The 25,753-nt window shown below is 47.0% G+C and carries 23 protein-coding genes; 12 read left to right on the top strand and 11 right to left on the bottom strand.

Going from position 1 to position 25,753, the window contains the following annotated elements:
• Nucleotides 1-6: 6 nt before the first annotated feature.
• Both OO774_RS20785 and OO774_RS20790 read left to right on the top strand, forming a co-directional pair.
• Complete coding sequence (locus tag OO774_RS20785; protein ID WP_264906389.1) at nt 7-1,209, top strand: AMP-binding protein; 1,203 nt, start codon at nt 7-9, stop codon at nt 1,207-1,209.
• 100 nt (nt 1,210-1,309) lie between these two features.
• A complete protein-coding gene (locus OO774_RS20790; protein WP_264906390.1) occupies nt 1,310-1,912 on the top strand; it encodes a TPMT family class I SAM-dependent methyltransferase in 603 nt (200 codons plus the stop codon).
• 32 nt (nt 1,913-1,944) lie between these two features.
• Here OO774_RS20790 and OO774_RS20795 read toward each other — a convergent pair whose 3' ends face one another.
• Both OO774_RS20795 and OO774_RS20800 read right to left on the bottom strand, forming a co-directional pair.
• The gene (locus OO774_RS20795; protein WP_264906391.1) at nt 1,945-2,604 is read right to left on the bottom strand and encodes a c-type cytochrome; all 660 of its coding nucleotides are present in this window, start codon (nt 2,602-2,604) and stop codon (nt 1,945-1,947) included.
• Between the two features lie 5 nt (nt 2,605-2,609).
• Nucleotides 2,610-3,923 (bottom strand): molybdopterin-dependent oxidoreductase, encoded by a 1,314-nt coding sequence (locus tag OO774_RS20800; protein ID WP_264906392.1) that lies wholly within the window; start codon nt 3,921-3,923, stop codon nt 2,610-2,612.
• A gap of 390 nt (nt 3,924-4,313) precedes the next feature.
• Between OO774_RS20800 and OO774_RS20805 the strand changes: the two genes are divergently transcribed.
• Nucleotides 4,314-5,357: a nitronate monooxygenase gene (locus tag OO774_RS20805; RefSeq protein WP_264906393.1), complete on the top strand. Its 1,044-nt coding sequence runs from the start codon at nt 4,314-4,316 to the stop codon at nt 5,355-5,357.
• Nucleotides 5,358-5,389: 32 nt separating this feature from the next.
• Here OO774_RS20805 and OO774_RS20810 read toward each other — a convergent pair whose 3' ends face one another.
• A complete protein-coding gene (locus OO774_RS20810; RefSeq protein ID WP_264906394.1) occupies nt 5,390-6,436 on the bottom strand; it encodes a LysR family transcriptional regulator in 1,047 nt (348 codons plus the stop codon).
• Nucleotides 6,437-6,578: 142 nt separating this feature from the next.
• Here OO774_RS20810 and OO774_RS20815 point away from each other — a divergent pair, with 142 nt between their 5' ends.
• The 6 genes from OO774_RS20815 (at nt 6,579) to OO774_RS20840 (ending at nt 12,213) form a co-directional block, all read left to right on the top strand.
• Nucleotides 6,579-7,361, top strand: coding sequence for an ABC transporter substrate-binding protein (locus OO774_RS20815; protein ID WP_264906396.1), 783 nt, complete (start codon nt 6,579-6,581; stop codon nt 7,359-7,361).
• Between the two features lie 62 nt (nt 7,362-7,423).
• The gene (locus OO774_RS20820; protein ID WP_264906398.1) at nt 7,424-8,140 is read left to right on the top strand and encodes an ABC transporter permease subunit; all 717 of its coding nucleotides are present in this window, start codon (nt 7,424-7,426) and stop codon (nt 8,138-8,140) included.
• A 10-nt stretch (nt 8,141-8,150) separates the two neighbouring features.
• Nucleotides 8,151-8,870 (top strand): ABC transporter permease, encoded by a 720-nt coding sequence (locus OO774_RS20825; RefSeq protein WP_264906399.1) that lies wholly within the window; start codon nt 8,151-8,153, stop codon nt 8,868-8,870.
• Between the two features lie 82 nt (nt 8,871-8,952).
• Nucleotides 8,953-9,975 carry an N-acetyltransferase DgcN gene (gene dgcN, locus OO774_RS20830; protein ID WP_264906400.1) on the top strand — a complete coding sequence of 341 codons (1,023 nt, stop codon included), beginning with the start codon at nt 8,953-8,955 and terminating at the stop codon, nt 9,973-9,975.
• Entirely contained in the window at nt 9,968-10,954 is a 987-nt protein-coding gene (gene dgcA / locus OO774_RS20835; protein ID WP_264906402.1) for an N-acetyl-D-Glu racemase DgcA, read from the top strand. The genes dgcN and dgcA overlap by 8 nt, the downstream gene beginning before the upstream one ends.
• 581 nt (nt 10,955-11,535) lie before the next feature.
• On the top strand, nt 11,536-12,213 hold the full coding sequence (locus OO774_RS20840; protein WP_264906404.1) for a hypothetical protein: 678 nt from the start codon (nt 11,536-11,538) through the stop codon (nt 12,211-12,213).
• A 117-nt stretch (nt 12,214-12,330) separates the two neighbouring features.
• Here the strand turns inward: OO774_RS20840 and OO774_RS20845 are convergent, their stop codons facing one another.
• Together OO774_RS20845 and OO774_RS20850 are read right to left on the bottom strand one after the other, a co-directional pair.
• Nucleotides 12,331-13,359, bottom strand: coding sequence for a methionine synthase (locus OO774_RS20845; RefSeq protein ID WP_264906406.1), 1,029 nt, complete (start codon nt 13,357-13,359; stop codon nt 12,331-12,333).
• Nucleotides 13,360-13,387: 28 nt separating this feature from the next.
• Complete coding sequence (locus OO774_RS20850) at nt 13,388-14,365, bottom strand: DUF1852 domain-containing protein (RefSeq protein ID WP_264906408.1); 978 nt, start codon at nt 14,363-14,365, stop codon at nt 13,388-13,390.
• Between the two features lie 403 nt (nt 14,366-14,768).
• Between OO774_RS20850 and OO774_RS20855 the strand changes: the two genes are divergently transcribed.
• Together OO774_RS20855 and OO774_RS20860 are read left to right on the top strand one after the other, a co-directional pair.
• Nucleotides 14,769-15,191, top strand: a complete 423-nt coding sequence (locus OO774_RS20855) for a MarR family transcriptional regulator (protein ID WP_264906410.1) — start codon at nt 14,769-14,771, stop codon at nt 15,189-15,191.
• Nucleotides 15,192-15,206: 15 nt separating this feature from the next.
• On the top strand, nt 15,207-17,108 hold the full coding sequence (locus OO774_RS20860) for an FUSC family protein (RefSeq protein ID WP_264906412.1): 1,902 nt from the start codon (nt 15,207-15,209) through the stop codon (nt 17,106-17,108).
• 92 nt (nt 17,109-17,200) lie between these two features.
• On the opposite strand, the gene OO774_RS20865 is transcribed toward OO774_RS20860, so the two are convergent.
• The 6 genes from OO774_RS20865 to OO774_RS20890 all read right to left on the bottom strand — a co-directional run bounded on the left by OO774_RS20865 (nt 17,201) and on the right by OO774_RS20890 (nt 24,337).
• A complete protein-coding gene (locus OO774_RS20865; RefSeq protein WP_264906414.1) occupies nt 17,201-18,103 on the bottom strand; it encodes a hydroxymethylglutaryl-CoA lyase in 903 nt (300 codons plus the stop codon).
• Nucleotides 18,084-20,144, bottom strand: a complete 2,061-nt coding sequence (locus OO774_RS20870) for an acetyl/propionyl/methylcrotonyl-CoA carboxylase subunit alpha (RefSeq protein ID WP_264906416.1) — start codon at nt 20,142-20,144, stop codon at nt 18,084-18,086. Before OO774_RS20870 ends, OO774_RS20865 begins: the two co-directional genes overlap by 20 nt.
• Nucleotides 20,137-20,919: an enoyl-CoA hydratase-related protein gene (locus tag OO774_RS20875; RefSeq protein WP_264906418.1), complete on the bottom strand. Its 783-nt coding sequence runs from the start codon at nt 20,917-20,919 to the stop codon at nt 20,137-20,139. Before OO774_RS20875 ends, OO774_RS20870 begins: the two co-directional genes overlap by 8 nt.
• 107 nt (nt 20,920-21,026) lie before the next feature.
• The gene (locus tag OO774_RS20880; protein WP_264906419.1) at nt 21,027-22,634 is read right to left on the bottom strand and encodes a carboxyl transferase domain-containing protein; all 1,608 of its coding nucleotides are present in this window, start codon (nt 22,632-22,634) and stop codon (nt 21,027-21,029) included.
• A 101-nt stretch (nt 22,635-22,735) separates the two neighbouring features.
• Nucleotides 22,736-23,905 (bottom strand): isovaleryl-CoA dehydrogenase, encoded by a 1,170-nt coding sequence (locus OO774_RS20885; protein WP_264906420.1) that lies wholly within the window; start codon nt 23,903-23,905, stop codon nt 22,736-22,738.
• Between the two features lie 45 nt (nt 23,906-23,950).
• Nucleotides 23,951-24,337: a MerR family DNA-binding transcriptional regulator gene (locus OO774_RS20890; RefSeq protein WP_203492019.1), complete on the bottom strand. Its 387-nt coding sequence runs from the start codon at nt 24,335-24,337 to the stop codon at nt 23,951-23,953.
• Between the two features lie 209 nt (nt 24,338-24,546).
• Here OO774_RS20890 and OO774_RS20895 point away from each other — a divergent pair, with 209 nt between their 5' ends.
• Nucleotides 24,547-25,725, top strand: a complete 1,179-nt coding sequence (locus OO774_RS20895; RefSeq protein ID WP_264906422.1) for a thiolase family protein — start codon at nt 24,547-24,549, stop codon at nt 25,723-25,725.
• The last annotated feature ends 28 nt before the right edge of the window (nt 25,726-25,753 follow it).

Genomic DNA, 25,753 nt, shown 5'->3' on the forward strand with positions numbered 1-25,753 from the left:
GCAGTGATGAACGAATTATTCGATGCAAAAGAGTCTTTATCTCCCGTAGAGAGAGAAGAGTCCCTGTTTCAGCATTTGCCAACACTGATTGAAAACGCGAAGACACACAGCGAGCACTATGCCAAAATTTTTGCGGATATCGATTCTTCAGTCGCGGTCAATCGTGAAGGTCTTTCTCTGCTACCGATTACACGCAAGTTTAATGTCCCAAATCAGCAGCAACTCAAGCCGCCGTTTGGTGGCTTAAATAGTGTCGTTATCGGCCAAATGGCACGCGTGTTTCAGTCTCCAGGTCCTTTGTATGAAGCACAAACGGATGAATCTGACTTCTGGCGAATGGGGCGAGCATTTCACGCTGCAGGGTTTCGCTGTGGGGATTTAGTCCACAACACGTTATCTTACCATTTCTCTCCGGGCGGATTTATTATGGATGGCGGGGCGAGAGCCTGCGGTTGTGCAGTATTTCCGGCTGGAGTAGGCAACACCGAAGCGCAGATTGAAGCGATCAAACAGCTTCAGCCAACTGGCTACACCGGGACACCATCTTACCTAATTACTTTGTTAACCAAGTATCAAGAGCAATACGGTGAGAAGCCGAGCCTTACTAAGGCTCTGGTTTCTGGAGAAGCGGTCACTGCAGACATGCAAAAAGCGTTTTCAGACTTGGGCATTGCAGTGTCTCAAGCGTATGCGAGCGCAGAACTTGGTTTGATTGCTTATCAGGTTTCTGGAGAGCAAGGCTTAGTGATTGCAGAGGATATCATTGTCGAAATCGTTAACCCTGATGGTATGCCTGTTCAATCAGGTGAAATCGGTGAGGTGGTGGTGACATCTTTGGATGAAAAGTTTCCGCTTATTCGCTACGCAACCGGTGATCTCTCTGCTTACATCGAAAGAGAGTCTGACTCACTACGTACTAATTCGCGCATAAAAGGCTGGATGGGGCGTGCCGATTCGGCAGTCAAAGTTAAAGGCTTATTTGTTTATCCACACCAGATACAGGAAGTGTGTCGTCGTCATGAAATTACCGGCTCGTTAAAAGTTGAGCGCGATGGTTTCAGCGATATGATTACTTTCTGTTGCCAGGAAGATCACGTTTCTGCCGATGATATTCAAGCAACGTTGCAGTCTGTGACTAAGCTCAAAGGCAAGGTACAGTTTGTACCAAACAGCGCAGAACAACCATTGATCAACGATTTGCGTAATTAGCAAGGTTAGAATAAGGCTAGGAGATAAGGGATAGCGAAATAAATCGCGTATCCCTTTCTTTTGCAGTGATAGCAAGTTGAAAGAGGAGAGAACAAGGACAATGAAAACGACGGATTCACCAGTAATCAATGAACAATTTTGGGATGATCTGTTTACCAAAGGCACAATGCCTTGGGATCGAAATCAAGCTCCTGAAGAGCTGAAATGTTATTTAAGCCGTATCCCCGATGATGTTCAATCTGTGTTTATTCCCGGCTGCGGTGCAGCGTATGAGGTATCCCACTTTGTTGAACATGGACATGATGTCATCGCGATGGATTATAGTGAAGAAGCCGTAAACTTGGCAAAATCTAAGCTTGGTCAACATCAGGATAAAGTCGTACTTGGAGACGTGTTTAGCGAAGCGTTATTCCAGACGTTTGACGTGATTTATGAACGTGCATTTTTGGCTGCGTTACCAAGAGATAAGTGGGAAGATTACTTTGCCATGATTGATAGGCTATTAACTTGTGGTGGTTTGTTGGTGGGTTATTTTGTCATAGATGATGAGTACCGTTCGCGTTTTCCTCCCTTTTGTTTACGTAGCGGAGAGTTAGCACAACGGTTAGAGTCGTCTTTCAATCTGATTGAATCTTCACCTGTCACCGATAGCGTTGACGTGTTCAAAGGTAAAGAGCACTGGATGGTGTGGCAGAAGAGGTAGCGATTTGTTGAGGTCTCAAATCAGACAAATCACTACTGACCATAATACGTTGACAAATAATCAAGCACGGCTTCTCGATCATCGCCAGCTAGATCTTCCATACCTTGCTCTTCTATCATCCAGTCGAGCATGCTATCCCAACGCTTTCTGCTTAAGCCCTGTTGGGCGACCATATGTAAAGAGTGACATGCCGAACATATAGCCGCCACAAGTTCCATGTTTTCCCCTGGTGTTAAGATGCCATCGCCCGCTGATTTGACCTCCATACCAGACGAAGGGGTGACCCAATCAGGAGGTGAAGGGTTTTTCGTGGCAAGCCAAGCGATGATCGCGGCGCGCGCGCCTGGATCTTTTACCCCCGGGTACACCATATTGGTTCCTGGAGCAAACTCTTCTGGTGAAGCTATGAATGCATCTAGCTTTTCAGCATCCCATTTTCCTTGGTGTTGTTTGATTCCTTCGCTGTAATCGAAACCCTCAAAACTGGCGATAGTGCGCTCTGCCAGTCCCCATAGCGGAGGGCCAACAACCGTAACTCCGTCTGGCTCAAATTGGTGACAGGCTTTGCATACCATGGCTTGTTGTTCGCCGGCTGCAATCAACGCTTCGTCAGCTAGAGCAACATCATTAGAAAGGGCAATTAGCGCAACTGAGAGCGGGAAGACCCGCTCCTTGATTTTGTTGTGTTTCACCGTTCTTACCCCTTAACCACTAACGCTACGCGATGGAAGGTGTTGTTCAGGTATCCTTTTGGATTCCAAGCGATGGCAAAAGGTTGGCTAACATTCTGATCATCTGTGGCTTTTGCCCAAACTTCGTAATATCCAGGCTGAGGGAATTTCACTTTAGCATTAAAGGTTTGCCATGCTCCCTCGTTTGCTGGATCGGCGAGATCGGCATCCATCCATGTTGCGCCAAAATCGATAGAGAGCTGGACTTTGGTCACTTTACGATCACCAGACCAGGCATGACCGCGCACTGCTACTTCGTTTCCTGCAACTTGGGAGTTGGTTTGTGGTGAAGTGATAAGTGATTTCACTGGCATGCGTTCAATGATCTCAAAATCCTCTTTTGCGACTTCTTCACCAGGTGCGACTGGTCGGTTTGGTACGCGATAGGAGGTGCCTGTCATTTTAGGGCCGTCGTGAATCTGATCGCGGATTTGAATTCGTGTCAGCCATTTTTGCGAGCAGGAACCCGGCCAGCCCGGCACCACCAAACGCAAAGGCGCCCCATTCATTGGGTGAAGTGGTTCTCCGTTTTGTTCGAAAGCGATAAGGTTTTCCGATCCCATGGCTTTGGCAATGGGCACGCCACGAGATATCGGTAATTTGTCTTCCTGACCAGAAAGGTGTTTATCTGCACCGTAGTGTGCCGTATAAACCGCACCGTCTTTGACTCCAGCCGCTTTGAGAACATCAGCTAGCCTCACTCCCGTCCAGCTTGAGCAGGCAACCGCACCATAAGTCCATTGATTACCAGACGCTTTGGGATCGAAAAACGCACGGCCATTACCGCCACATTCCACAACGAGTTGTTGCTCAATAACATCGAAGTCTTTCTTCAAATCGGCAATCGTCAGTGACATGGGTTTGTCCACTAAACCATCGATGGTTAAGCTCCAAGCTTCGGCCTTGACTTCGGTCGGTGGGATACCATTGTTGCGTATAAAGTGTCTGCGTGTCGGGGTGATGTCGTCATTAAGAAGATGAGGTGGTGTTTCGGCATTCATGGGCCGGTCGTTGAGTACAGTCAGACCATCTTTACCTTCAATCATCACATCGTCTAGCCCTTCCGCAAAAGCCGCTGGAATAATACCTGCGGGCATATTTCGGTGGAAGGGAATGGCTCCGCCAAGCACGGCTGCCATGGTGGCTAACCCTGCACCTTTTAAGAAGCCCCGCCTGTCTGGGTAACTGACTCGGCCAAAGACTTTCTTATCCGCAGACTCAGGATTTTTTTCATAATATTTATAGATCCCTTGCGGCTTGTTTTTCTCGTTCTCACTCATGATGCGTTCCTTTATCGGTTAACACCCAAGAACTTCTATATCACTTTTGTAGTTCTGTAGGTCGTCTCACCGAGCTCTACAAATAACGTTTGAAATAAGTTTTACATCACTAACAGTAGTCGACTATTGATAGTCTTAACAATATTTGTGAAAAATAAGGTCATCAGTAGAAAGGTACAGAGATAACCTTTCCTAAACGTGATGTGCATATTGATGGTGAAATTAAAGTCTCTCGGGAACGTTAGCCAATCCTGTCCAGACTCCTCGTTTCATGGGATGGCTCCTTAACCCCTAAAATCTTGAACCTCAGCAATACTCGCAGATTGTGTGAATGCGCAAAAGGTTGCATTATGTGTACTTCGTTTTCTTCACTAGAGAAGCAGGGAAATAATGAACTCAAGATATAAAGATTTATTAGGTACTGAACTTTGCGTTATCCAGTCGCCGATGGCGGGTGTGCAAGGAAGTGATCTGGCCATTGCTGTGAGTGAAGCGGGAGGGCTAGGCTCTTTACCTTGCGGTATGTTAAGCATTGACCAAATCATCAGTGAAATTGAGTTAATTAAAGCGGCAACGAGCAAACCGTTTAACCTCAACTTCTTCTGTCATGAAGCTTTTCCTTTCAATCAACAGCGTCAAGCGATTTGGAAAAATGAGTTAAAACCGTTTTTTGATGAACTTGATTTAGATATGAAGCTTGCGGCTGGTGGCGCGAACAGGGTGCCATTTAGCCATGAGATAGCGGATGCGATTGAACCGTTTTCTCCGGAGTTCATTAGCTTTCATTTTGGTCTGCCCGATAGTGATTTATTAGAGCGAGTCAAACGATGGGGCACCAAAGTCGTGTCATCTGCGACGACGGTAGAGGAAGCACTTTGGTTAGAGTCTCGCGGAGTAGATGGTATTATTGCGCAAGGAATAGAAGCAGGAGGTCACCGTGGAATGTTCTTATCCAAAGATATCTCTACGCAAATGGGGTTGGTGGCACTTCTTCCTCAAATTGTAAACCGGGTCAATGTTCCTGCGATAGCTGCCGGTGGTATAGCGGACAGCCGCTCAGTACAGTCTTGTTTGCAACTAGGAGCGACAGCAGTACAAGTCGGGACGGCTTATCTATTATGTAAAGAAGCTCAAACGTCGCCACTGCATAGACAGGCTTTGAAAGAAGCGAAATCACAACATACCGCATTAACGAACATTTTTTCTGGTAAACCAGCTCGTGGCATTGTCAATCGAGCAATGAGAGAACTGGGTTATATGAGCGCGTCCGTGCCGGAATTCCCATTCGCCTCGATTGAAATGGCGCAACTACGAAAACAAGCCGAGAGCCAGGGCATGGATGACTTCTCGCCTTTATGGTGCGGCCAAAATACGCAAGGTTGCCAAGAAATATCGGCAAGAGAGATGACACTCCAGTTAGCTGGGCTGCGTTAATTTTAAATATTTATAGAGATTGGTAGTACGATTTAATCTCCCTGAGGTTGATGATGAGCACTCTGAATCGCATTGAGCGTATCGCGCACCAGTTCCTGAGTTTGTTGCTTGAGCAGCTTTACAAACTGCACTTCAATATCGCTCAATGAGACCGTTTCTGGCGTTACAAGATACATTTCGGTCACGGGCAGTGATTCATAGGGAGGAAGTGGCCACAGCAGTCCTTGTGCAACGTAAGGTTTGGCGCTTTCGACAGTCAGTGCGCCGAAGCCGATGCCTGCCATGATCATGCGACGAACTTCCTCAACATTGGACGAAACGGCAACTAATTTACCCCAAAACTGCTGTTGTTCACGAAAGTGGGCGATAGCGTCCAGTCCTTCTCCAGGCTGGTCACTTTCAAAAGAGATGTAGGGCAAGCCTTTAATTTCATCCAGGGTTAAATCTTCGCGTCCAAAGCTCGGGTGGGTTCGTCCGCAATAGAATCCCATCTGCTCATAGCCGAGAAAGTCACAGCGAATGCCTGTTTTGGCTATTTTCTTATTACTCAATCCGATGTGCAACAAACCGTCAGCGACGTGACTGACGATATCAGCGCTTGGATGGGTATTAACGTTAAAAATAACATTCGGGTACAGCGCGTGATAGTTCATCAGTGTGGAATCGAACGCCGGGCACTGCAGATGACTGGCTACCTCAATCGTCAACTCGCCTTGAATATTATCCGCTTGATCAACAAATTGATCCGCCATGTTGCCGATGATACGACTTACTGATGACGCATACTCGTAAACTCGCATCCCATGCAGAGTAAGAGAGAACACGCCTTTTTTACGCAGGATGAGGCGTTTATCTACGTGCTCTTCAAGTCGTTTTAACGCATTACTTACGCTGGGTTGGCTGAGCGACAACTTGCGCGCAGCAGCACTGATACCACCTTCGTTAACAATGGTTAAAAACGTATACAGTAAGTTCCAGTCGAGATTACGTAAAAGGCGGTCTTTAGGGTTGAGCATGTCCTTCTTTCCTTGAATGGTTACTTGAGCGAATACCCCATAGCGATAGGCTATGTATATCATACTAATTCATCATTATGGCTTTTAACTACTTTTTTTACATACTCATTACTGTCTTTGTGACCGTTTGCTGAAGTAGAAGGGAGATGTCTTCTTAGCGAGCGAGAATCTGGAATGAAACGATAACAAAAGTAGAAGGGAATCCATGATGTCAAAAGGAAAATTTTTAGGTGCTTTGCTTGCTACCTCCGTGGCCGTCGCTGCTTCAGCGGGCGTTAACGCAGAAACAATCAAAATTGGTACAGAGGGCGCTTATCCTCCGTTTAATTACTACACCGCTGATGGCCAGCTAGCCGGGTTCGATATCGAAATTGGTAAAGCACTCTGTAGCGAGATGAAAGTCGAATGTGAGTTCGTCGCTCAGGATTGGGACGGTATTATTCCGGCGCTTTTGGCGGGTAAATACGACATGATTCTGGCTTCCATGTTTATTACCGATGAGCGCAAACAACAAGTTTCTTTTAGCGCTCCGTATCAGGCGTCTGCGATGACGTTTGTTGTCGATAAACAGTCAGGTATTAAAGATGTGTCTCCAGAGGCGATGAAAGGCATGATCATTGGTGCACAGGGCTCAACAACACAGGCTGAGTATCTATTGGCGAAATACCCAGATTCTGAAGTGCGTTTATACCCTACTCAGGATGCGGTGAACCTCGATCTGGTTAGTGGCCGTATTGACGCTCAAGCGGGCGACATCATGCCAATGACGGACTGGCTAAGCTCTGAAGATGGCGCGTGTTGTGAGAAAGCCGGCAACCTGATCACGGATCGTCAATACGTTGGAGATGGCGTGGGTATCGCATTTCGTAAAGAGGATCAGGAACTTCGCCAACGTTTAGATCAGGCGTTAGTGAACATCATCAAAAATGGTACTTACCAGAAAATAAACGATGAGTTCTTCTCGATTAACTTACTGACTCTGAAATAAGTCAGATCAAATGTGGCGGCCTATGTCGCCACTAAGTAGTAAATCAAAAAGAGAGCGACGCGATGGATTATCTGATGTATCTGAGTCTGGGTGACACTGGCTGGGGAGACGAGCTGCTTAAAGGCATAGTGGTGACTCTGGGATTAGCTCTGTGTGCTTTACCTGTGGGATTATTTTTGGGAACGGGCGTGGCCGCGCTGTCGATAAGTACACACAAGAGCCACCGTTGGTTTGCCAATGTTTATACCACGGTTCTGCGCGGTCTTCCGGAGTTGTTAACCCTGTTTATCATCTACCATGGCGTCGGTCTGCTGATTAACAAAACACTTAAATGGCTTGACCCGAGTAACGGTTTTTTTGAACTCAATCCGTTTGGTGCAGGTGTGATTGCACTCGGTCTGGTTTTTAGCGGCTACGCGGCGGAAGTGCTACGTGGTGCCTGGAAGGCAATGGATAAAGGTCAGCGTGAGGCAGGATATGCACTCGCGTTGTCCAGACTTCAAATATTCTGGCTGATCGAGCGCCCACAGTTACTGCGTTTGGCTCTGCCGGGGTTAGGTAACTTGTGGATCAACTTATTAAAGGATACCGCTCTGGTGTCGGTCATTGCACTCGATGACTTGATGCGTGCAGCGAACATCGCTGTAGGTGCAACTAAAAAGCCATTTTTGTTCTACCTGACGGTTTGTTTGGCCTATTGGGCGGTGTGCTTGTGCTGCGAAAGATTATTGGCAGTCATGGAGCAACACTCAAAACGTGGTATTCGAGTGAGTCGCTAAGGAGAAAGCTATGACAGATTTTATTGCTAAGGTGGCTCCGATGTTGATCGATGGGGCATGGATGACGCTGAAAATCACCTTTATTTCAGTTTCGATAGCGGCTTTGCTGGCATTACCTATGTCAATCTTGCGTGTTCAATCATCGCGGTTCTATCGCTGGCCAGTACAGCTATTTATCTCTTTCTTTCGTGGAACGCCGCTGATTGCTCAGTTATTTCTGCTTTATTACGGCTCAGGCCAGTTTCGTCCTTGGCTAATGGAAATGGGGATGTGGGGCTTTTTCCGCGATCCAGTCAACTGTGCGCTTTTGGTGTTTACCCTCAACTCACTGGCTTATCAGACCGAGATATTGCGCGGTGCGATTCAGTCCGTAGACGCGGGTGAGATAGAAGCGGCTAAGTCAATGGGTATGAATAATAGTTTGTTGTACCGACACATTGTGATGCCGCTTGCGTATCGTATTGCTTTTCCTGCCTTGGGTAACGAGTGCATTCTAATGCTTAAAGGCGGCGCGGTCGCGAGTGTGATTACCGTGATGGACTTGATGGGGCAAACTCGCCGCGCATTTTCTCAGACTTTTGATATCTCGACGTACTTTCTGGCGGCAGCGATGTATTTGGTCATTGCCACTGTATTTGTAATGGCCTGGCGTCAGGCAGAACGTTACCTCTATCGTCATCAGATCCAGCGAGCGCCTGGTACACAGCCAGCGACTGTCGCTACGACCTGATTTATCAACCCTACCACAACCTGATGGCAGCAGGAGCAAAGACTCTTGTGGGCTCGTTTGACTTTATAAAAGGATCAACACAATGAACAAGATTGAATTGAAAACGCCTTATTTGGTGTTTCTGGGCGATGCAAATGATCTTCTGATGGCGAAAGTAGCCAAAGGTGTGGCTCACTGGCGACCAGAGAAATGTCTGGCGCAATACCGACTTCCGGGCGCGAAGGCAGACCTTGGCATCGCGGAAATGTCACCGCGTGAGGCGGCTGCGTGCGGCGCGAAAACCTTTATTCTTGGTCTCGCGCCAGTAGGTGGCACGTTGCCGATGGCTTGGGTTGATATTCTAATTGAAGCGATGGAATCAGGTATGGACGTAGCAAGCGGTCTTCACATGCGTCTAAACGACGTTCCTGAACTGGTTGCCGCTGCTGAGCGCACTGGACAGCAATTGTTAGATGTTCGTGTACCACAAGGACCAATGGTATGTGGCACGGGTCTTCCTCGTGCAGGTAAACGTTTGTTAAGTGTTGGTACCGACTGCTGCGTGGGCAAAATGTTTACGACTCTGGCGATTCATCATGAGATGGAAAAACGCGGTATTCCGGCAACGTTCCGCGCCACTGGCCAAACCGGTATTCTTATTGAAGGTAGCGGTGTGCCTGTGGATGCTGTGGTTTCTGACTTCATTTCTGGCATGGTTGAAACGCTCTCTCCAGATAACGCACCGGAACATTGGGACATTATCGAAGGGCAGGGCTCACTTATGCATCCAGCTTACGCGGGTGTAAGCTTGGGCTTGTTACATGGTGCTCAAGCGGATGTGATCATCGTATGTCATGAGGCTGGTCGCACCCAAATGGATGAAATGGAAGGTTTCAGCGTTCCGGATTTACAAACGGTTATCGACATTAACCTTACCATGGGCCGTGTGACCAACCCGAATATTCGTCTGGGCGGTATAGCGCTGAACACGGTGAATTTAAGTGAAGAAGAGGCACTCGCTGAAATCGCACGCCTTGAGAAACAATTTGGTGTACCTGTGGTCGACCCAGTCCGTATCGGCGTGGCGAAAATCGTCGATGGCATCGAAGAGGTTTGCTATGCGTAAGATGAGTGTGCGCGTTGAAAGGTGGCCACTGCATGAGCCATTTGTCATTTCACGCATGGATCCAATGTTGCATGGTGAAGTCGTGGTGGTTGAGATTGAACAAGATGGACTCGTAGGGCGTGGCGAGTGTGAACGGATGAACGTCTTCGAGCCCGATTACCCTTACGATGTCTTGGCCGATGTTGAGTCTGTTGTTCAAGCGGTAGAGTCAGGCATTAGCCGTGAAGAACTACGTGAATTGCTTCCATCTGCAGCGCCACGCAATGCCGTTGACTGTGCTTTATTTGAATTGGAAACCAAGCTAAAACAACAACCTGCATGGCAAATGGCGGGTTTTAGCGACGCACCTCAGCCAGTAACAACGGTATTCACTTTATCACTCGATAGTGCTGAAAAAATGGGCAAAGCGGCTGCCGCGCAAAAACATCGCCCAATTCTGAAGCTAAAACTTGGTCGTGACGGTGACTTAGAACGTGTCCGTTCGGTACGAGAGGCGGCACCAAATACACGTTTGGTGATTGATGCTAACACCGGTTGGAGCTTTGCACAGCTGTGTGAGTACTTGCCAGTTCTGGCTGAACTCGGTGTCGAAATGGTTGAGCAGCCGTTGTCGTTCGAAGAAGAGCACTTACTGGAAACGATCACGCCGTTGTTACCTATTACGGCTGATGAGTCTTGTATTGATCGTTCCTCGCTAGCCGCTCTGAAAGGACGTTATCAGGCGGTGAATATTAAACTGGATAAAACTGGTGGTATGACAGAAGCATTGGCTCTACTTAAAGATGCGCAGGAGATGGGTTTTGAAGTGATGGTCGGCTGCATGATTGGTACCTCTCTCGCCATGGCCCCGGCACTGCTTCTCGCTCAACAAGCTCGGTGGGTCGATATTGATGGTCCGTTGCTGTTATCCGAAGACAGAACACCAGCGCTCAACTATCGCGAGAGCGTAGTCGAGCCGGCAGAAGGTGTATGGGGATAATACTTCAGCCGTACTTTTATCTACTGTTTAACTTTTATCTCGTTCAAAGCCATGGTCAAGTACCATGGCTTTTTTGTTATTTTGGCGAGAGCGAATTCCTGATCTTATGACTTAGCTTAGTGACGCTTGGTTTAGCCCTCGGAGGGACTGGTAATTTCTTGTAACCATTTATTGACTTCGAATGTATTGGCTCCGAATGGTCAAATGATGATGAGGTATCGTAAGTGCAGGAGCCGCATTGAAAGCAATTTTGCATTTCATTTTGTAGGATATTGTTCTTTTTATAAGTTAACTGGTTGTTAGAGCTAAAAAATGGCGTTCAGTACTCCCTAAGTTGCAACTATGTTGATAAGATGACGGCGACGATTATGTAAAGAAGGTAAAATTACATCGGCAAAGGTAGTAATGCTGCTGACTTATAGTGCATTTTAGTTCTTTGTCTCGGGGAATCGATTGCTTTGGCTGACTTGATTAAAAACCGTGTATGAAACGGAAAGCCAACTATACATCTTCGCTAAAGACTGATGTAATACCTTCGAGCTTCAATATTTGTGCGAGTAGCGCTGAGTAAAAGACTGTATATGAAAAAAATTATCTCCTTGGCTGTGTTAATTAGCCTAGCAGGGTGTGTTACGACAACTACCAGTAATCCTGTTTTATCGGATGTGCACGTAGAAAAGTGTCAAGAGCTCGGTAGGCTAATCGTCACCCAAGATAAAGAGTTCCAACCATCAATGTCAGTGTCATCGCTTGTTTTAAATCAATTGCCAGTTGTTGCTGAAGATTTTCAAGACGGTGTTCTGACCTGTAGCGTCGCCGGTGTTAATGATACTGGGTATGCCATTGCCTATGATGAGAGTTCAGAGATTTATCTACACCGAACGTTTAGTGGCAACAATAAGACTGCAACGTTGGATAGCCTGACCCAGCAAGTAGCACTAGAACAGCAAAGACGTCAAAATTTAGAGCGTGAGAAAAGAGAACAAGAAGAGGCGGCTAAACGTCAAGCTGCTATCGATGAACGCATAAAGTTTTGTTTAGATTTTGGGGCAAAATACGCCGATATCCTGAAAGGGCACGGTATGAGGGTGGATAACGTGTCGGTACACGACTCGTGGAACAGTGGTGACTCAATCACTTGCGTTAATAGTTACGACGGCTACTGGGTCGATGACATTAATGAAAAGGGCACCGAGCAAGTGAGAGAGCAGCATGTGATCAATAAAAAAACGGGAGAATATCAAACAATTTTTCGCTGATACTAGCCCGAGAGTCCTACAATCTCTCTTGATTAAGGGTTACCCGTTTGACTATGGGGGGCAAATCCAATCTAGTCGCAAAGGTAACCCTAACTTTAGGTTGAGCGGGTAGGCCTGTTAAGCCAATAGTTCTCTTCTAACGATGTCAGCCCCGGCACTTAAGGCATTAAGTTTGCCTCTCGCTATCTGGCGAGACAACGGTGCCATGCCACAGTTGGTGCAAGGGTAAAGCTTATCGGCATCAACAAACTCAAGAGCTTTGCGCAGTGTATTGGCGACTTCTTCTGCGGTCTCAATCGTATCGGTAGCGACATCAATTGCTCCCACCATCACTTTTTTACCGCGAAGCAGCCCGAGTAACTCGATAGGAACTCGAGAGTTGTGACATTCTAATGAGATGATATCGATGTTAGATTTTTGCAGCTTTGGAAAGACTTCTTCGTATTGACGCCACTCAGAACCCAAGGTTTTTTTCCAGTCGGTATTGGCTTTGATGCCATAGCCATAGCATATGTGGACAACCGTTTCACATTTCAGACCTTCAATGGCTCTTTCTAATGCTGCGATGCCCCAATCATTGACTTCGTCAAAGAACACATTAAACGCAGGCTCATCAAATTGGATGATGTCCACACCCGCAGCTTCGAGTTCTTTTGCTTCTTGGTTGAGTATTTTGGCAAATTCCCAGGCCAGTTTTTCACGGCTTTTATAATGGTCATCGTACAGCGTATCGATCATCGTCATAGGACCTGGCAATGCCCATTTGATGGGTTTATCGGTCTGCTGGCGCAAGAACTTAGCATCTTCGACAAAAACTGGCTTTTGGCGAGAAACAGGGCCCACTACGGTTGGAACGCTTGCATCATAGCGATCACGAATTTTAACCGTTTTGCGATTCTCAAAATCAACGCCGCTGAGATGCTCAATAAACGTCGTTACAAAGTGTTGTCGCGTTTGTTCACCATCGCTAACAATATCAATATCTGCGAATTGTTGTTCTTGCAAAGAGATACGTAATGCATCCTGTTTGCCGGCCGTAAGTTCTTCACCTTGTAATTTCCAAGGTGACCAAAGTGTTTCAGGTTGAGCAAGCCAAGAAGGTTTAGGTAAACTGCCTGACGTCGAAGTAGGTAATAATTTTTTCATAATAAAGGCTGCTGTCTATATTCGTTGATTATAAAGCGTAGTTAACTGACCAATTCTCAAGAATCGTTTTATAGGGCTTGATGAAGTTTTCTTCAGTAAACTTACCCTGTTCAATAGCTAATTGACTGCGCTCTTCTCGGTCATAAACGATTTGAGTTAGTGAATGATCGAGGTTTTTTAAATTGGGTTGATAGCGTTTTCCTGCTGTCGAATTCGCATTATAAATCTCAGGACGATATATTTTTTGGAAGGTTTCCATCGTGCTAATCGTACTAATAAGCTCAAGATTGGTGTAATCGTTAAGCAAATCACCAAAGAAATAAAAGGCCAAAGGAGCGACACTGTTTGGCGGCATGAAGTAGCGGACCTGTAAGCCCATTTTCCTGAAGTATTGCTCTGTCAAAGAAGACTCGTTTGGCTGGTATTCAAAACCTAATACAGGGTGGTGATTTTCAGTCCTTTGATAGGTCTTACTGTCCGAAACGCTCAGACAGATAACGGGTGTTTTTTTAAAGTTTTTCTTGTAAACATCTGAATCTACAAAGCTCTTGAATATCTTGCCATGTAAATCGCCAAAGTTATCCGGAATGCTGAATTGAGTTTGGTTCTTGTTATGATCTAAAAGTAATACGCTAAAATCATAGTCTCGTACATAAGAAGAAAAGTTATTGCCGACAATGCCTTCAATGCGTTCGTTGGTTTTATGATCAACAACATTCGTTTTCAATACTTCAATTGAAGGGAAGGGGTGACCATTGCCTTCAATATCCAGATCAACAGAAATTATTTCCAGTTCTACTGAATAACGATCGCCAGCGGTGTTATCCCAGCTCGCCAGGGAATTAAATCGATTGTTAATCATCTTTAAAGTGTTACGTAAATTACTTTGGCGGCTGTTTCCTCTGGCCAAGTTGGCAAAGTTTGTTGTGATACGCGTATTATCAGAAGGCTGATAATTTTCATCAAAGCAAATGCTATTAATCGTAAATGTAAAGTCTTTATTCATTTTGAGCTGACATCCTATACCTAAGGTAAACCTGAACTTATTCCTAGCTTTCTCTGTACTTTCTAAATTTATTTTTCTGACGTTATGTCTGTTGTTAGTGACAAAAAATCGAGTAGAGATTCAAATTCAATATTATTTTGAGTTATAGATAGAGTGTTTTTTATACCCTTCGTGCGATAGGAATCAAAACGCTTTTACTTAATGTGGCACATGAAAAATATTCATGGTGTGGCATAGAGAGGAGGGCAAGGCTCAACAATTTTTCTTGTTTTCAGTGTTACATCTGCTTAATCAAAGCACGTTAGTCCCAAGCGCGACGATCACGACAGAGAGATTGATCTCTGCAAGAATGCTGTTATCATTTTAAATAGTTTGAATTCAAATTATATTAATTGAAGTTATTATGAGCAGATTAAAATTCGGTATTCAATTTTCGATTACCTCCCGTTTATGGCGAAGACACATCGACCAGCGACTAGCTCAGGTAGGTTTTACCGATGTGAGTTGGTCACCGCTTTTGCACTTAGACGAGTTTGGTGATGGTATCAGCCAAAAAGCGTTGGCATCTTCTGTTGGCATCGAAGGCTCATCACTGGTTCGCCTTCTGGATAGCTTGGAAAAGAAAGGCTATATCACTCGCCAAGCTGACCAACATGATCGTCGGACGAAACGAATTTATTTAACGAGTGAGGGTCGCCAGCAGGTGTCGGTGTTACGTGGCCATTTGCAAGAAATTGAAGAAGATATGCTGTCTGCTATTTCTGATGAGGAGATAAACACTATGCTGGGAGTATTGAGTAAATTAACCACACGTTTTAAAAGTTAAGTAGTGAGAAGCCGAATGCTGGAGAGATTAGTACACTGGGGGTTCGATACCAGCCGTCTTAGTTTTGCGTTTAGGACGGCCGTTGCGTCTTGTGTGGCGTTATTTATTGGATGGTTACTCGGGTTAGATCACCCTTCCTGGGCGGCGATGTCTGTTTGGGCAGCCTCCCAGCCAGGGCGGGGAATGCTGATAGAGAAAGGGCTATTCCGTATTCTGGGTACACTTATCGGTACGCTAGTTGGGTTGGCATTAATGCATCTTTGCGGTGACCAGTTATTTTTGCTGGTTATCGGCTTAGCATTATGGGTTGGTCTATGTACAGGGGCTGGTAATGTCATTCATGGTTTGTTTAGTTATTGTACTTTGCTTTCCGGTTATTCTGCTTCGCTGGTGGTGCTGTTAAGCGAGGTTAACCACCAAAGTATCTGGTCGCTAGGTGCCGACCGCTTGCTTACTGTTCTCACTGGTGTCATTGTGGCACTTGTGGTCGGCCTTGTGTTTGCCCATCGAAGTGACGAGGACGCGCTAATCTGGCGACTTCGAACTCTGACGGTATCCGTGTTGCGTGCATTGCAGCAACAGGTTCGACAAGAGCCGCTTTCTCAGTCTGTCGAACAACTTCTATTGGAAGCTTCACAAATTGAAGAAGCGTTAGATCCACACAGCGCAGGCTCACTTCGTTCTCGTCGTGCCGTCCAATCCATGCGTGCTGTGGTATTTGCGCATGTTTCCCTCTTAACGATACTGGCCGAAAATCGTCCTGTTCTTCGCAATGAGGAGCTGGCGGATTACTTACAAAAAGTCATTGATGCGCATGAGCTGAAATCTCCTCTTGAGCAAGTTGTATCTAACCTGACTTATGCTATTCAAGCCTGTAACATACCTCATGTCGCTCACGGACTGGCTGAACTGAAACAAGCGTTATCTGGTAGGTACGCATTTAATCAACACGGCCGAATGACAACCACACAATCGCCTTATCACGTTGTACTTCATCGTGATTGGGTAAGTGCTTTGCAGGCTATGTATCGCACTAGTGCGCTTATCCTTATCGCGGGTTCAGGTTGGGCAGTTACCGGCTCGCCGATTGGGGCATACGTTTTACTCGGAACATCTGTAATGGTGACGCTGTTCTCTACCTTTGAGAGTCCAGCACTTATTATGAAACACATCACCTTATGGCAAGTGGTTGCAGTCGCTGCAACTGCTATCTGTCAATTGTTGTTGTGGCCATTAGCGAACTCGGAATGGCAAATGCTAGTCATGATGGTTCCGTTTATTTTGCTCATTACACTTCCGTTTGCTTACCCTAAAGTGATGTCAGGATCGATGGATTATGTGATGATCTTTTTGTTGCTCTCGACACCAGGTTTACCTTATACCCCTGATGCAGGCGAAATGGCTATCAAAGGCGTCGCAATCATCGCCGGACCGACACTGGCACTATTGGCATTTAAGCTTATCTTTCCAACAAACTTGATTCGCAGACAACAAGTGCTCATGCAGGCGATGTGGCGTTCTCTTTCCGCTCTAGCTTCAGATACCACGTCTTTCCCGTTTTGGCAGGCGCGCATGAAACACAGAGTTGTCAGACTAACGAGTATGACACGCAAAACCAGTCTGGACTGGCCGCAGCATGGTCGCGCGGGGCTCGGGCTTCTGATGCTTGGTCAGTGTGTTGAAAAATTGCGCCGAGAAGCAGTAGAGTCGCCAAAAGGCTATCATCAGTCGCGACATCAGGTTTGGTGTAAGCGCATGCAACAGGCATTACGTCAGTCACCACAAGACACGTTGGCGCTATTACATCGCTATGCTGAGATGGAGAAATATCGAACGCCACACCTCAGTGCGCAGGCTTCAAGTGCGGCGGAAGAGTTAGCACAAACTCAGCCACTTTGGAGTCGTTGGGTCGGGTAATTTGTAGATTTGTGATTAGACTGACTATGATGCAGTAACCCAGGTTGGCTGGCTTCCATCGCCAGATTACCCTGAGTTACTGCATTGTCATTTTAAAGGCTTCTAGGATCGCCAAGTGCAAGAGCCACTTTTGAGGCTGGGGGTTTACCTAGTGCTCGGCAAATTTGCCAGCCTGCTTGATTGACAGCGTTAAGATCAACGCCCGTTTCAATACCAAGTTGCTCACACAGATAAAGCACGTCCTCTGTTGCGACATTGCCACTCGCTCCTTTTGCGTAAGGGCAACCTCCCAAACCTGCAACGGCGCTATCAATAGTATTGATTCCAATCAGCAAGGCTTGGTAGATGTTGGCCAATGCCTGCCCGTAAGTATCGTGAAAATGTACTGCGAGCGCATCTTTTGGTAGTTGCGTTAACAGCGAATCAAGCATGGCAATAACTCGATTTGGGGTTGCTTTACCGACCGTGTCGCCCAGAGAAATTTCATAACATCCCATATCAAACAGCGTATTCGCGACCGCGGTGGTTTGCTCTGGTTTTATTTCTCCCTCGTAGGGGCAAACCATGGTGCAGGATAAATAGCCACGCACAGGAATGTTATGCTGCTGTGCTAAAGCGATCACAGGTTCAAACCGCGCGAGGCTTTCCGCAATACTACAGTTGATGTTCTTCTGGCTGAACGCTTCGGAAGCGGAGCCAAATACCGCTATTTGCTTTACGCCACTTTCCAGTGCTCGCTCTAAGCCGGCTAAGTTTGGTGTGAGCGCACTGTAAACCACGCCTGGTTGTTGAGTTATTCCCGCAAATACCTGATCAGAATCGGCCATTTGTGGTACCCATTTCGGCGAGACGAAAGAACCCGCTTCGATGTGTTTTAAGCCACTGAGGCTCAATTGATCGATCAAGCGGATTTTATCCACCAACGTCACTGCCGTTTCATTTTGCAGGCCATCGCGAGCGCCAACTTCGACGGTATTAACCTTCGCTGGTAGCATACTCGCACTCCTTATCGATACAGGCACGCTCTGGTGCCGAAACCAAATGTAGCAGTATCGATCCATGCTGCACCTGGTCTCCATGCTGGTAAAAAATCTCATCAACAGTGGCAGCCACTGGAGCGGTGATGGTGTATTCCATTTTCATCGCTTCGAGAACTAGCAGTGGATCGCCAGCCGCCACTTTGTCGCCTTTTTTCACCATGACAGCAGAGATTATGCCGTTAAGTGGTGCGGTTGGGCTAAGCTCATCATCCGTGCCTTTTGCTGATTCAAAGCTTGGTTGATGTGCGAATGTGCGTTGCTGACCAAGATAAAACAGCGTCGTCTTCTGCTCGTCGTTGAGTGCATTAAAGATGTAACGCACCTCATCAATATCAACGATGAACTGGCCATCTTTTTCAAGCAGGCAAACCTGATGTACTTGATCACCACATTGAATCGTAAATTGGTCAGGATGCTGGAAACCGGACTCCTTAGCACAATGGTGTAAGCGTACTTGATGGTTAGCCGTTGTATCCGTGAAGTTAAATCGATACACGTTCTCAACCGACAGCCTAAAACCTTGCTTAGTAGGGGACGGTAATGATGAATCGCCAGACGTCGAGGTGATATCGTTCCAGCGCGCAATGGCGGCTAATGTGAGCCAGATAGAATCAGACACGTTTTGTTGCTCGTTAATGCCTTGTTGGTGTTGGACCAAGAATCCAGTATCAAGCTCAACATCAGCAAAGGCTGGCTGAGAAATAATGCTGTGCAGATAACCGATGTTGGTGGTGACGCCACGCACGTGATACTGAGTTAAAGCCTGTTTAAGCTGTTTGAGTGCAATGTCGCGCGTTTGACCCCAGACGATCAGTTTACTAATCATCGGATCGTAGTACTCGCTAATGGTATCGCCTTGGGTGACACCACTATCGACACGCACACACGCCAAGCGAACATTGCTGTCTGAGACGGGTTGTTTCAAGTAATCAATGCGGCCAGTCGACGGCATAAAGTCATTCACGGCGTCTTCGGCGTAAATTCGTAGCTCGATTGAGTGACCGCTATGCGTGATTTCGTTTTGTGAGATAGGCAAACGCTCGCCAGCCGCAACGTTGAACTGCCATTCAACCAAATCTACACCTGTTATCAATTCAGTGACTGGGTGTTCAACTTGCAGGCGGGTATTCATCTCCATAAAGTAGAACTGACCACGGCTATCAAGTAAGAATTCAACCGTACCAGCGCCAACGTAGTCGATCGCCTGAGCGGCCTGAACAGCGGCTTGACCCATTTGTTTACGCAGTTCATCACTCAGACCGGGAGCAGGCGCTTCTTCGACGACTTTTTGGTGACGACGCTGAATAGAGCAATCGCGATCAGACAGATAGACACAGTGACCATGTTGGTCAGCAAATACCTGCACTTCCACGTGGCGCGGCTGCAATATGCATTTTTCGATAAGAAGCTGTTTGTCGCCAAAGCTTGAAAGTGCTTCACGCTGAGCACCGTCAATGGCTAACGGCATTTCAGCAACACTGTTGACCACTCGCATGCCTTTACCGCCACCACCTTGCGTCGCTTTGAGCATCACGGGGTAACCGATTTTTTCCGCTTCTGCCAATAAATGTTCTACGCTGTTATCTGTACCGTGATAGCCGGGAACCAGCGGGACGTTCGCCTCTGACATGATGGCTTTGGCTTGAGATTTAGAACCCATTGCCTCAATGGCGCTGGTGGAAGGGCCAATAAATACAATGCCATTTTCATTGCACGCTTTCGCCAGTTTCGGGTTTTCCGACAGAAAGCCGTAGCCAGGGTGAATAGCATCGGCTTGCCATTTCTTTGCAGCACCGATGACGGCATCAATATCCAGATACGACTCACTCGCCGGAGCGGGGCCAATAAATTCGGCAAAGTCCGCTTGTTTGACGTGCAGGCTGTTGCGATCGGCCTCGGAATAGATGGCAACGGTTTCGATGGCCATGCTTTTTGCGGTTTTAATGATTCGGCATGCGATTTCACCGCGATTTGCAATCAGTATTCTTTTAAACATGATTCCTCCAATGAGCGGCACGCTTTTCGAAAAAAGCAGTCAGGCCTTCTTGTCCTTCTGCGGACACACGAGCAGCGGCAATCGCTTGGCTGGTGTATTCCATTAATGAGTGGTCGATAGGTTGGTTATCACAGCGTAAACAAAGAGCTTTTGCCGCTTGCATGGCTTGCGGGCCATTATCAAGCAGGTGATCAACCATACGATTGACCGCCTCTTTGGGCTGGGGATCGATTAGATGAAGAATGTTCATCGAAAGCGCAGTCTCGGCATCAATCAGTTCCGCGGTTAAAAAATAGCGTCGGCTTTGTCGTTGTCCAATCGCTCGGATTACGTATGGGCCGATGGTGGCGGGCAATAAGCCGAGTTTCACTTCACTCAAACAGAAGCGGCTCTCAGGTGTACCAATGGCAATATCGCAGCAGCAAATCAGCCCAAGCGCACCACCAAATGCCGCGCCATGCACCATGGCAATCGTTGGTTTGCTGAAGGTATCTAGCGTATGCAAAAGTTTTGCTAGTTGCTGCGCATCTTGAAGGTTTTTGCTTTCAGTTTTGCTTGCCATTGATTGCATCCAGCCAAGATCAGCACCCGCAGAAAAGTGTTTTCCCTGTGCAGTTAACACCAGTGCACGCAGAGAATCTTCCTTTTCGAGTTGTTCTAGTGTCTCAATCAGTGAGGCGATCAATGCGTCATTAAACGCGTTGTGTTTTTCTGGCCGATTCAGGCTCAACCAGGCAACGCCATTGCTGTCTTTTTCAAGCAGTAGTCCGGTCATGTGACTTCCTTTGTCTGACATTTCAGTCTGATATTCCAATACTCGCTAAACATTAATTGGCTACACATTGATGGATAGCGAGGAGTTAAGGTTTGCCTTGCATCCGACTACATACGGAAGATGCCAAATTTGCTGTCTGGGATTGGGGCATTGAGTGCAGCAGACAGAGCAATACCGACAACATCACGGGTTTTCGCGGGATCAATAATGCCGTCGTCCCACAGACGAGCACTGGCGTAATAAGCGTGACTTTGCGTTTGATATTGCTCCGCAATTGGACGCTTGAACGCTTCTTCTTCCTCTACGCTCCAGCTTTCACCTTTGCGCGTTTTAATATCACGGGTCACTTGCGCCATTACGCCCGCAGCTTGCTCGCCACCCATGACGGAAATACGTGCATTTGGCCACATCCACATCATGGTTGGGTCATAAGCTCTGCCGCACATACCGTAATTACCTGCGCCATACGAGCCACCAATAACAACGGTAAATTTAGGCACGTCTGCACACGCCACAGCGGTCACCATCTTCGCACCATGCTTAGCGATACCTTCAGCCTCGTACTTTTGACCGACCATAAAGCCTGTGATGTTCTGCAAGAAAAGCAGAGGAATTTTTCGCTGTGCACACAGCTCAATAAAATGGGCGCCTTTTTGAGCCGATTCTGAAAATAGAATGCCGTTGTTAGCAACGATCCCAATTGGCATACCGTGGATATGAGCAAAGCCGCAGACTAAGGTTTCACCGAACAAGGCTTTAAATTCGTCAAACTGTGAATCATCAACTATTCGTGCAATCACCTCTTTTACATCAAACGGCTTTTTAAGATCGGTACCGACGATACCGTAAAGCTCATGCGCAGAGAAACGTGGTTCTTGTGGCGCTTTTTGCTTAAGTTGAATCGGCTTTAAGTGGTTGATTTGTGAAACGGCTTGTCTCGCGAGTTCTAATGCATGGTGATCGTTTTCTGCATAATAGTCGGCCACGCCAGACGTACGGCAGTGAACATCGGCACCGCCAAGATCTTCAGCACTCACTTCTTCGCCTGTTGCTGCTTTTACAAGAGGTGGACCCGCTAAGAAGATCGTTCCTTGCTCTTTTACGATGATGGAAACATCACACATGGCAGGAACGTACGCGCCGCCAGCGGTACACAGCCCCATCACGACAGCAATTTGAGGGATGCCTTTGGCCGACATACGGGCTTGGTTATAGAAAATACGACCGAAGTGGTCCCTGTCCGGGAAGACTTCGTCTTGGCGAGGCAGGTTAGCGCCACCAGAGTCGACCAGATAAACACACGGCAGTTGGCATTTTTCTGCAATTTCCTGTGCTCTTAGGTGTTTTTTAACCGTAAGTGGGTAGTAACTGCCGCCTTTGACTGTCACGTCGTTGGCGACGATCATGCACTCAGTACCATCTATCACACCCACACCCGCAACCACTCCAGCACATGGAACATAATCAGGGTACACATCCCAGCCAGCAAATTGACCGATTTCTAAAAAGGACGAGCCTGGATCGAGTAGGGCCAGGATGCGCTCTCGAGCAGGAAGCTTGCCTTTCTTCTGCTGATGTTCTCGCGCTTTTTCGCCGCCCCCGTCCTCTATTTGGGCGGTCACGGTATAAAGTTGATCCACAAGTGACGCCATAGAGCGGTAGTTTTCCTGATACTGCTCTGAATGGGTATTAATATTGGTCGTCAAACAAGCCATAAATAGCCGATCTCCATTCGGGGCGACGGGCACAGAGCGCCCGTCGCCAATTTAGGTTGATTAATGAAATTATTTTGAGTCAGAATGCCTGGGGCTGATTGCTAGGCGCTTTCGTTAAACAATTCGCGACCAATAAGCATGCGTCGAATTTCCGAAGTGCCTGCGCCGATTTCATATAGCTTGGCATCACGAAGCAGACGACCCGTATCAAACTCGTTGATGTAGCCGTTTCCTCCGAGTAACTGGATCGCATCCAAAGCCATTTTGGTTGCCAGTTCCGCGCTGTAGAGAATCGCACCAGCGGAGTCTTTACGTGTGGTTTCACCGCGATCACAAGCGGCTGCCACTGCGTAAACGTAGGCTTTCGCGGCATTCATTTGCGTGTACATATCCGCGATTTTCGCTTGCACAAGCTGGAATTCGCCAATGGATTTGCCGAACTGTTTACGGTCGTGGATGTATGGCACAACGATATCCATACATGCCTGCATAATGCCAAGCGGGCCGCCGGCAAGGACAACGCGTTCGTAGTCCAAACCGCTCATCAACACTTTCACGCCTTGGTTTTCTTCACCGAGAATGTTTTCAGCAGGGACTTCGCAGTTTTGGAATACCAACTCACATGTGTTGGAACCGCGCATGCCTAGTTTGTCGAGCTTTTGCGCTTGAGTGAAACCAGGGTATCCACGTTCGACAATAAAAGCAGTAATGCCTTTTGCACTCTGGCTTGGATCGGTTTTGGCGTAGACAACATAGGTATGGGCATCCGGACCGTTGGTGATCCACATTTTGTTGCCATTTAGCAGGAAAATATCACCTTTACGTTCGGCTTTAAGCTGCATGGATACCACATCGGAACCTGCGCCAGGCTCGCTCATTGCTAGCGCACCAATATGTTCACCGGAGATAAGTTTAGGCAGATATTTCTCTTTTTGTGCTTGAGTTCCGTTGCGGTGGATTTGGTTAACACAAAGGTTGGAGTGTGCACCGTAGCTTAAAGCAACCGAGGCTGATGCCCGGCTGATTTCTTCCATCGCTATCACGTGGGCGAGGTAGCCCATGTTTGCGCCACCAAACTCTTCGCTGGTGGTCACACCTAAAAGACCCATTTCACCTAATTTGGACCAAAGATGGTTTGGAAAGTCGTTAGATTGGTCGATAGATTGCGCAAGAGGCGCAATTTCTCTTGCAGCAAAACTATTGATTTGCTCACGAAGCAAATCGGTATTTTCGTCATAAACAAAGTTTAGGGAAGAGTAGGTAGATTTCATTGCGTGTCCTTGCCTTTACGTCACCTACATCCCAGTGCTGAGGTGTCAGGTGACTTTTTCGCCTTTCATGGAGCTCAGTGTGTTTTGGCATCGCAACTGCGCAGCATTTAATTCCATCATTACCGCTTGAATGTCATTCGCCTGCTGTTGCAATGCTGCCTTCTTCTCTTCGATCAACCGAATCATATAGTTCAACTGCTCAGTACTTTGATCGGTATCGTAGAGTTCAAACAACTCTTTGATATCTGCGAGAGAAAAGCCTAATCGCTTACCTCGCAAAATCAGTTTTAGTCGAATTCGATCGCGACCATTGTAGATTCGAGTGTTGCCTTTACGTTCTGGAGTTAGCAGACCTAAATCTTCGTAAAAGCGAATACTTCGGGTTGTAATATCGAACTCCTTCGCGAGCTCACTGATCTTAAATGTATTCATTCTTTAACCTTACGACTTTCGTATAACATTTATCCAAATATACAATTCGTTAACGTTAAAGTAAATAACTAGTGAACACTCTTGAGCCTTGATATTACTGACGTTTACCCAAAACTGACGATTCAACCGAACAAACAATAATCTCAAACTTGACGTTAACGTAAATGTTAGTATAGTTATGACGTAAACGTCAACAAAAGGTTAACAGAATGAAAAACGAAACATGGATTGTTGCCGCTAAACGAACGCCTATCGGTGCTTTTCAAGGGGCATTAGCTTCAACCGATGTCACCGAACTCGGGGCGACAGCCATTCAGGGCGCTTTAGCAGAAAGTCAGCTTGATGCAGACAAAATAGATGAAGTACTGATGGGCTGTGTACTACCAGCAGGTGTGGGGCAAGCCCCTGCAAGACAGGCGAGTTTAAAAGCTGACATGCCACAATCCATTGGTTGTACCACGCTGAACAAGGTATGTGGGTCGGGCATGAAGACCGTGATGCTTGCTCATGATCTTATTCAATCTGGCAACGCGCATGCGGTTATTGCGGGTGGTATGGAAAACATGTCTTCGTCTCCTTATCTATTAAAAAAAGCGCGCGAGGGTTTTCGTTTAGGCCACGAGCAAGTGCTCGATCACATGTTTTACGACGGCTTACAGGATGCCTATCAAGGCGAGCTGATGGGTGTCTTTGCTGAACAAACCGCGCAAAAGTATCAGTTTAATCGTGAAAGCATGGATTCTTGGGCGCAGCAATCGGTGACTCGTGCGCAGCAAGCGATTGAGCAAGGTTTGTTCAAAGAAGAGATCGTGCCTGTTAACGTGAAAAGTCGACGCGGCGACATCTTGGTTGCCGACGATGAGCAACCGAGCAAACTCGATTTTGCCAAAATTCCAACTTTGCGCCCTGCGTTTGCTAAAGATGGTGGCGTAACAGCGGCAAACTCAAGCTCCATTTCAGATGGCGCGTCGGCAATGGTATTGGTCGACAGCGAGTTAGGTCGTCAGGAAAACCTTCAACCTCTGGCCAAAATTGTTGCTTACAGCACACATGCAAGGCTGCCAGAAGAGTTCACCATCGCACCCGTCTTCGCGATTGAAAAACTGCTGGAAAAAACGGGCTGGGACAAATCGGACGTAGACCTTTGGGAAATTAATGAGGCCTTTGCTGTTGTCACTCAATACGCAGTGAAAGTACTCGAACTCGATGAGAACAAAGTTAACCCACGCGGTGGTGCTTGTGCGTTAGGTCATCCTATTGGTGCGAGTGGCAACCGAATTCTCGTGACTTTGATTCACGAGCTTAAACAGACCGACGGTAAACGTGGCGTTGCATCACTGTGTATTGGTGGTGGTGAGGCAACCGCAATCGCGATTGAAATCTGCTAATTCACTCTCAACAAAGTTTCACTTACAT

This window comes from Vibrio sp. STUT-A11, assembly GCF_026000435.1.
Taxonomy (GTDB): Bacteria; Pseudomonadota; Gammaproteobacteria; order Enterobacterales; family Vibrionaceae; genus Vibrio.

Bases quoted from the DNA above. Each gene is read 5' to 3' on its own strand.
- OO774_RS20785 (WP_264906389.1), top strand. From the start codon at position 7: ATGAACGAATTATTCGATGCAAAAGAGTCTTTATCTCCCGTAGAGAGA.
- OO774_RS20790 (WP_264906390.1), top strand. From the start codon at position 1,310: ATGAAAACGACGGATTCACCAGTAATCAATGAACAATTTTGGGATGAT.
- OO774_RS20800 (WP_264906392.1), bottom strand. From the start codon at position 3,923: ATGAGTGAGAACGAGAAAAACAAGCCGCAAGGGATCTATAAATATTAT.
- OO774_RS20805 (WP_264906393.1), top strand. From the start codon at position 4,314: ATGAACTCAAGATATAAAGATTTATTAGGTACTGAACTTTGCGTTATC.
- OO774_RS20810 (WP_264906394.1), bottom strand. From the start codon at position 6,436: ATGATATACATAGCCTATCGCTATGGGGTATTCGCTCAAGTAACCATT.
- OO774_RS20815 (WP_264906396.1), top strand. From the start codon at position 6,579: ATGATGTCAAAAGGAAAATTTTTAGGTGCTTTGCTTGCTACCTCCGTG.
- OO774_RS20820 (WP_264906398.1), top strand. From the start codon at position 7,424: ATGGATTATCTGATGTATCTGAGTCTGGGTGACACTGGCTGGGGAGAC.
- OO774_RS20825 (WP_264906399.1), top strand. From the start codon at position 8,151: ATGACAGATTTTATTGCTAAGGTGGCTCCGATGTTGATCGATGGGGCA.
- dgcN (WP_264906400.1), top strand. From the start codon at position 8,953: ATGAACAAGATTGAATTGAAAACGCCTTATTTGGTGTTTCTGGGCGAT.
- dgcA (WP_264906402.1), top strand. From the start codon at position 9,968: ATGCGTAAGATGAGTGTGCGCGTTGAAAGGTGGCCACTGCATGAGCCA.
- OO774_RS20840 (WP_264906404.1), top strand. From the start codon at position 11,536: ATGAAAAAAATTATCTCCTTGGCTGTGTTAATTAGCCTAGCAGGGTGT.
- OO774_RS20845 (WP_264906406.1), bottom strand. From the start codon at position 13,359: ATGAAAAAATTATTACCTACTTCGACGTCAGGCAGTTTACCTAAACCT.
- OO774_RS20850 (WP_264906408.1), bottom strand. From the start codon at position 14,365: ATGAATAAAGACTTTACATTTACGATTAATAGCATTTGCTTTGATGAA.
- OO774_RS20855 (WP_264906410.1), top strand. From the start codon at position 14,769: ATGAGCAGATTAAAATTCGGTATTCAATTTTCGATTACCTCCCGTTTA.
- OO774_RS20860 (WP_264906412.1), top strand. From the start codon at position 15,207: ATGCTGGAGAGATTAGTACACTGGGGGTTCGATACCAGCCGTCTTAGT.
- OO774_RS20865 (WP_264906414.1), bottom strand. From the start codon at position 18,103: ATGCTACCAGCGAAGGTTAATACCGTCGAAGTTGGCGCTCGCGATGGC.
- OO774_RS20870 (WP_264906416.1), bottom strand. From the start codon at position 20,144: ATGTTTAAAAGAATACTGATTGCAAATCGCGGTGAAATCGCATGCCGA.
- OO774_RS20875 (WP_264906418.1), bottom strand. From the start codon at position 20,919: ATGACCGGACTACTGCTTGAAAAAGACAGCAATGGCGTTGCCTGGTTG.
- OO774_RS20880 (WP_264906419.1), bottom strand. From the start codon at position 22,634: ATGGCTTGTTTGACGACCAATATTAATACCCATTCAGAGCAGTATCAG.
- OO774_RS20885 (WP_264906420.1), bottom strand. From the start codon at position 23,905: ATGAAATCTACCTACTCTTCCCTAAACTTTGTTTATGACGAAAATACC.
- OO774_RS20890 (WP_203492019.1), bottom strand. From the start codon at position 24,337: ATGAATACATTTAAGATCAGTGAGCTCGCGAAGGAGTTCGATATTACA.
- OO774_RS20895 (WP_264906422.1), top strand. From the start codon at position 24,547: ATGAAAAACGAAACATGGATTGTTGCCGCTAAACGAACGCCTATCGGT.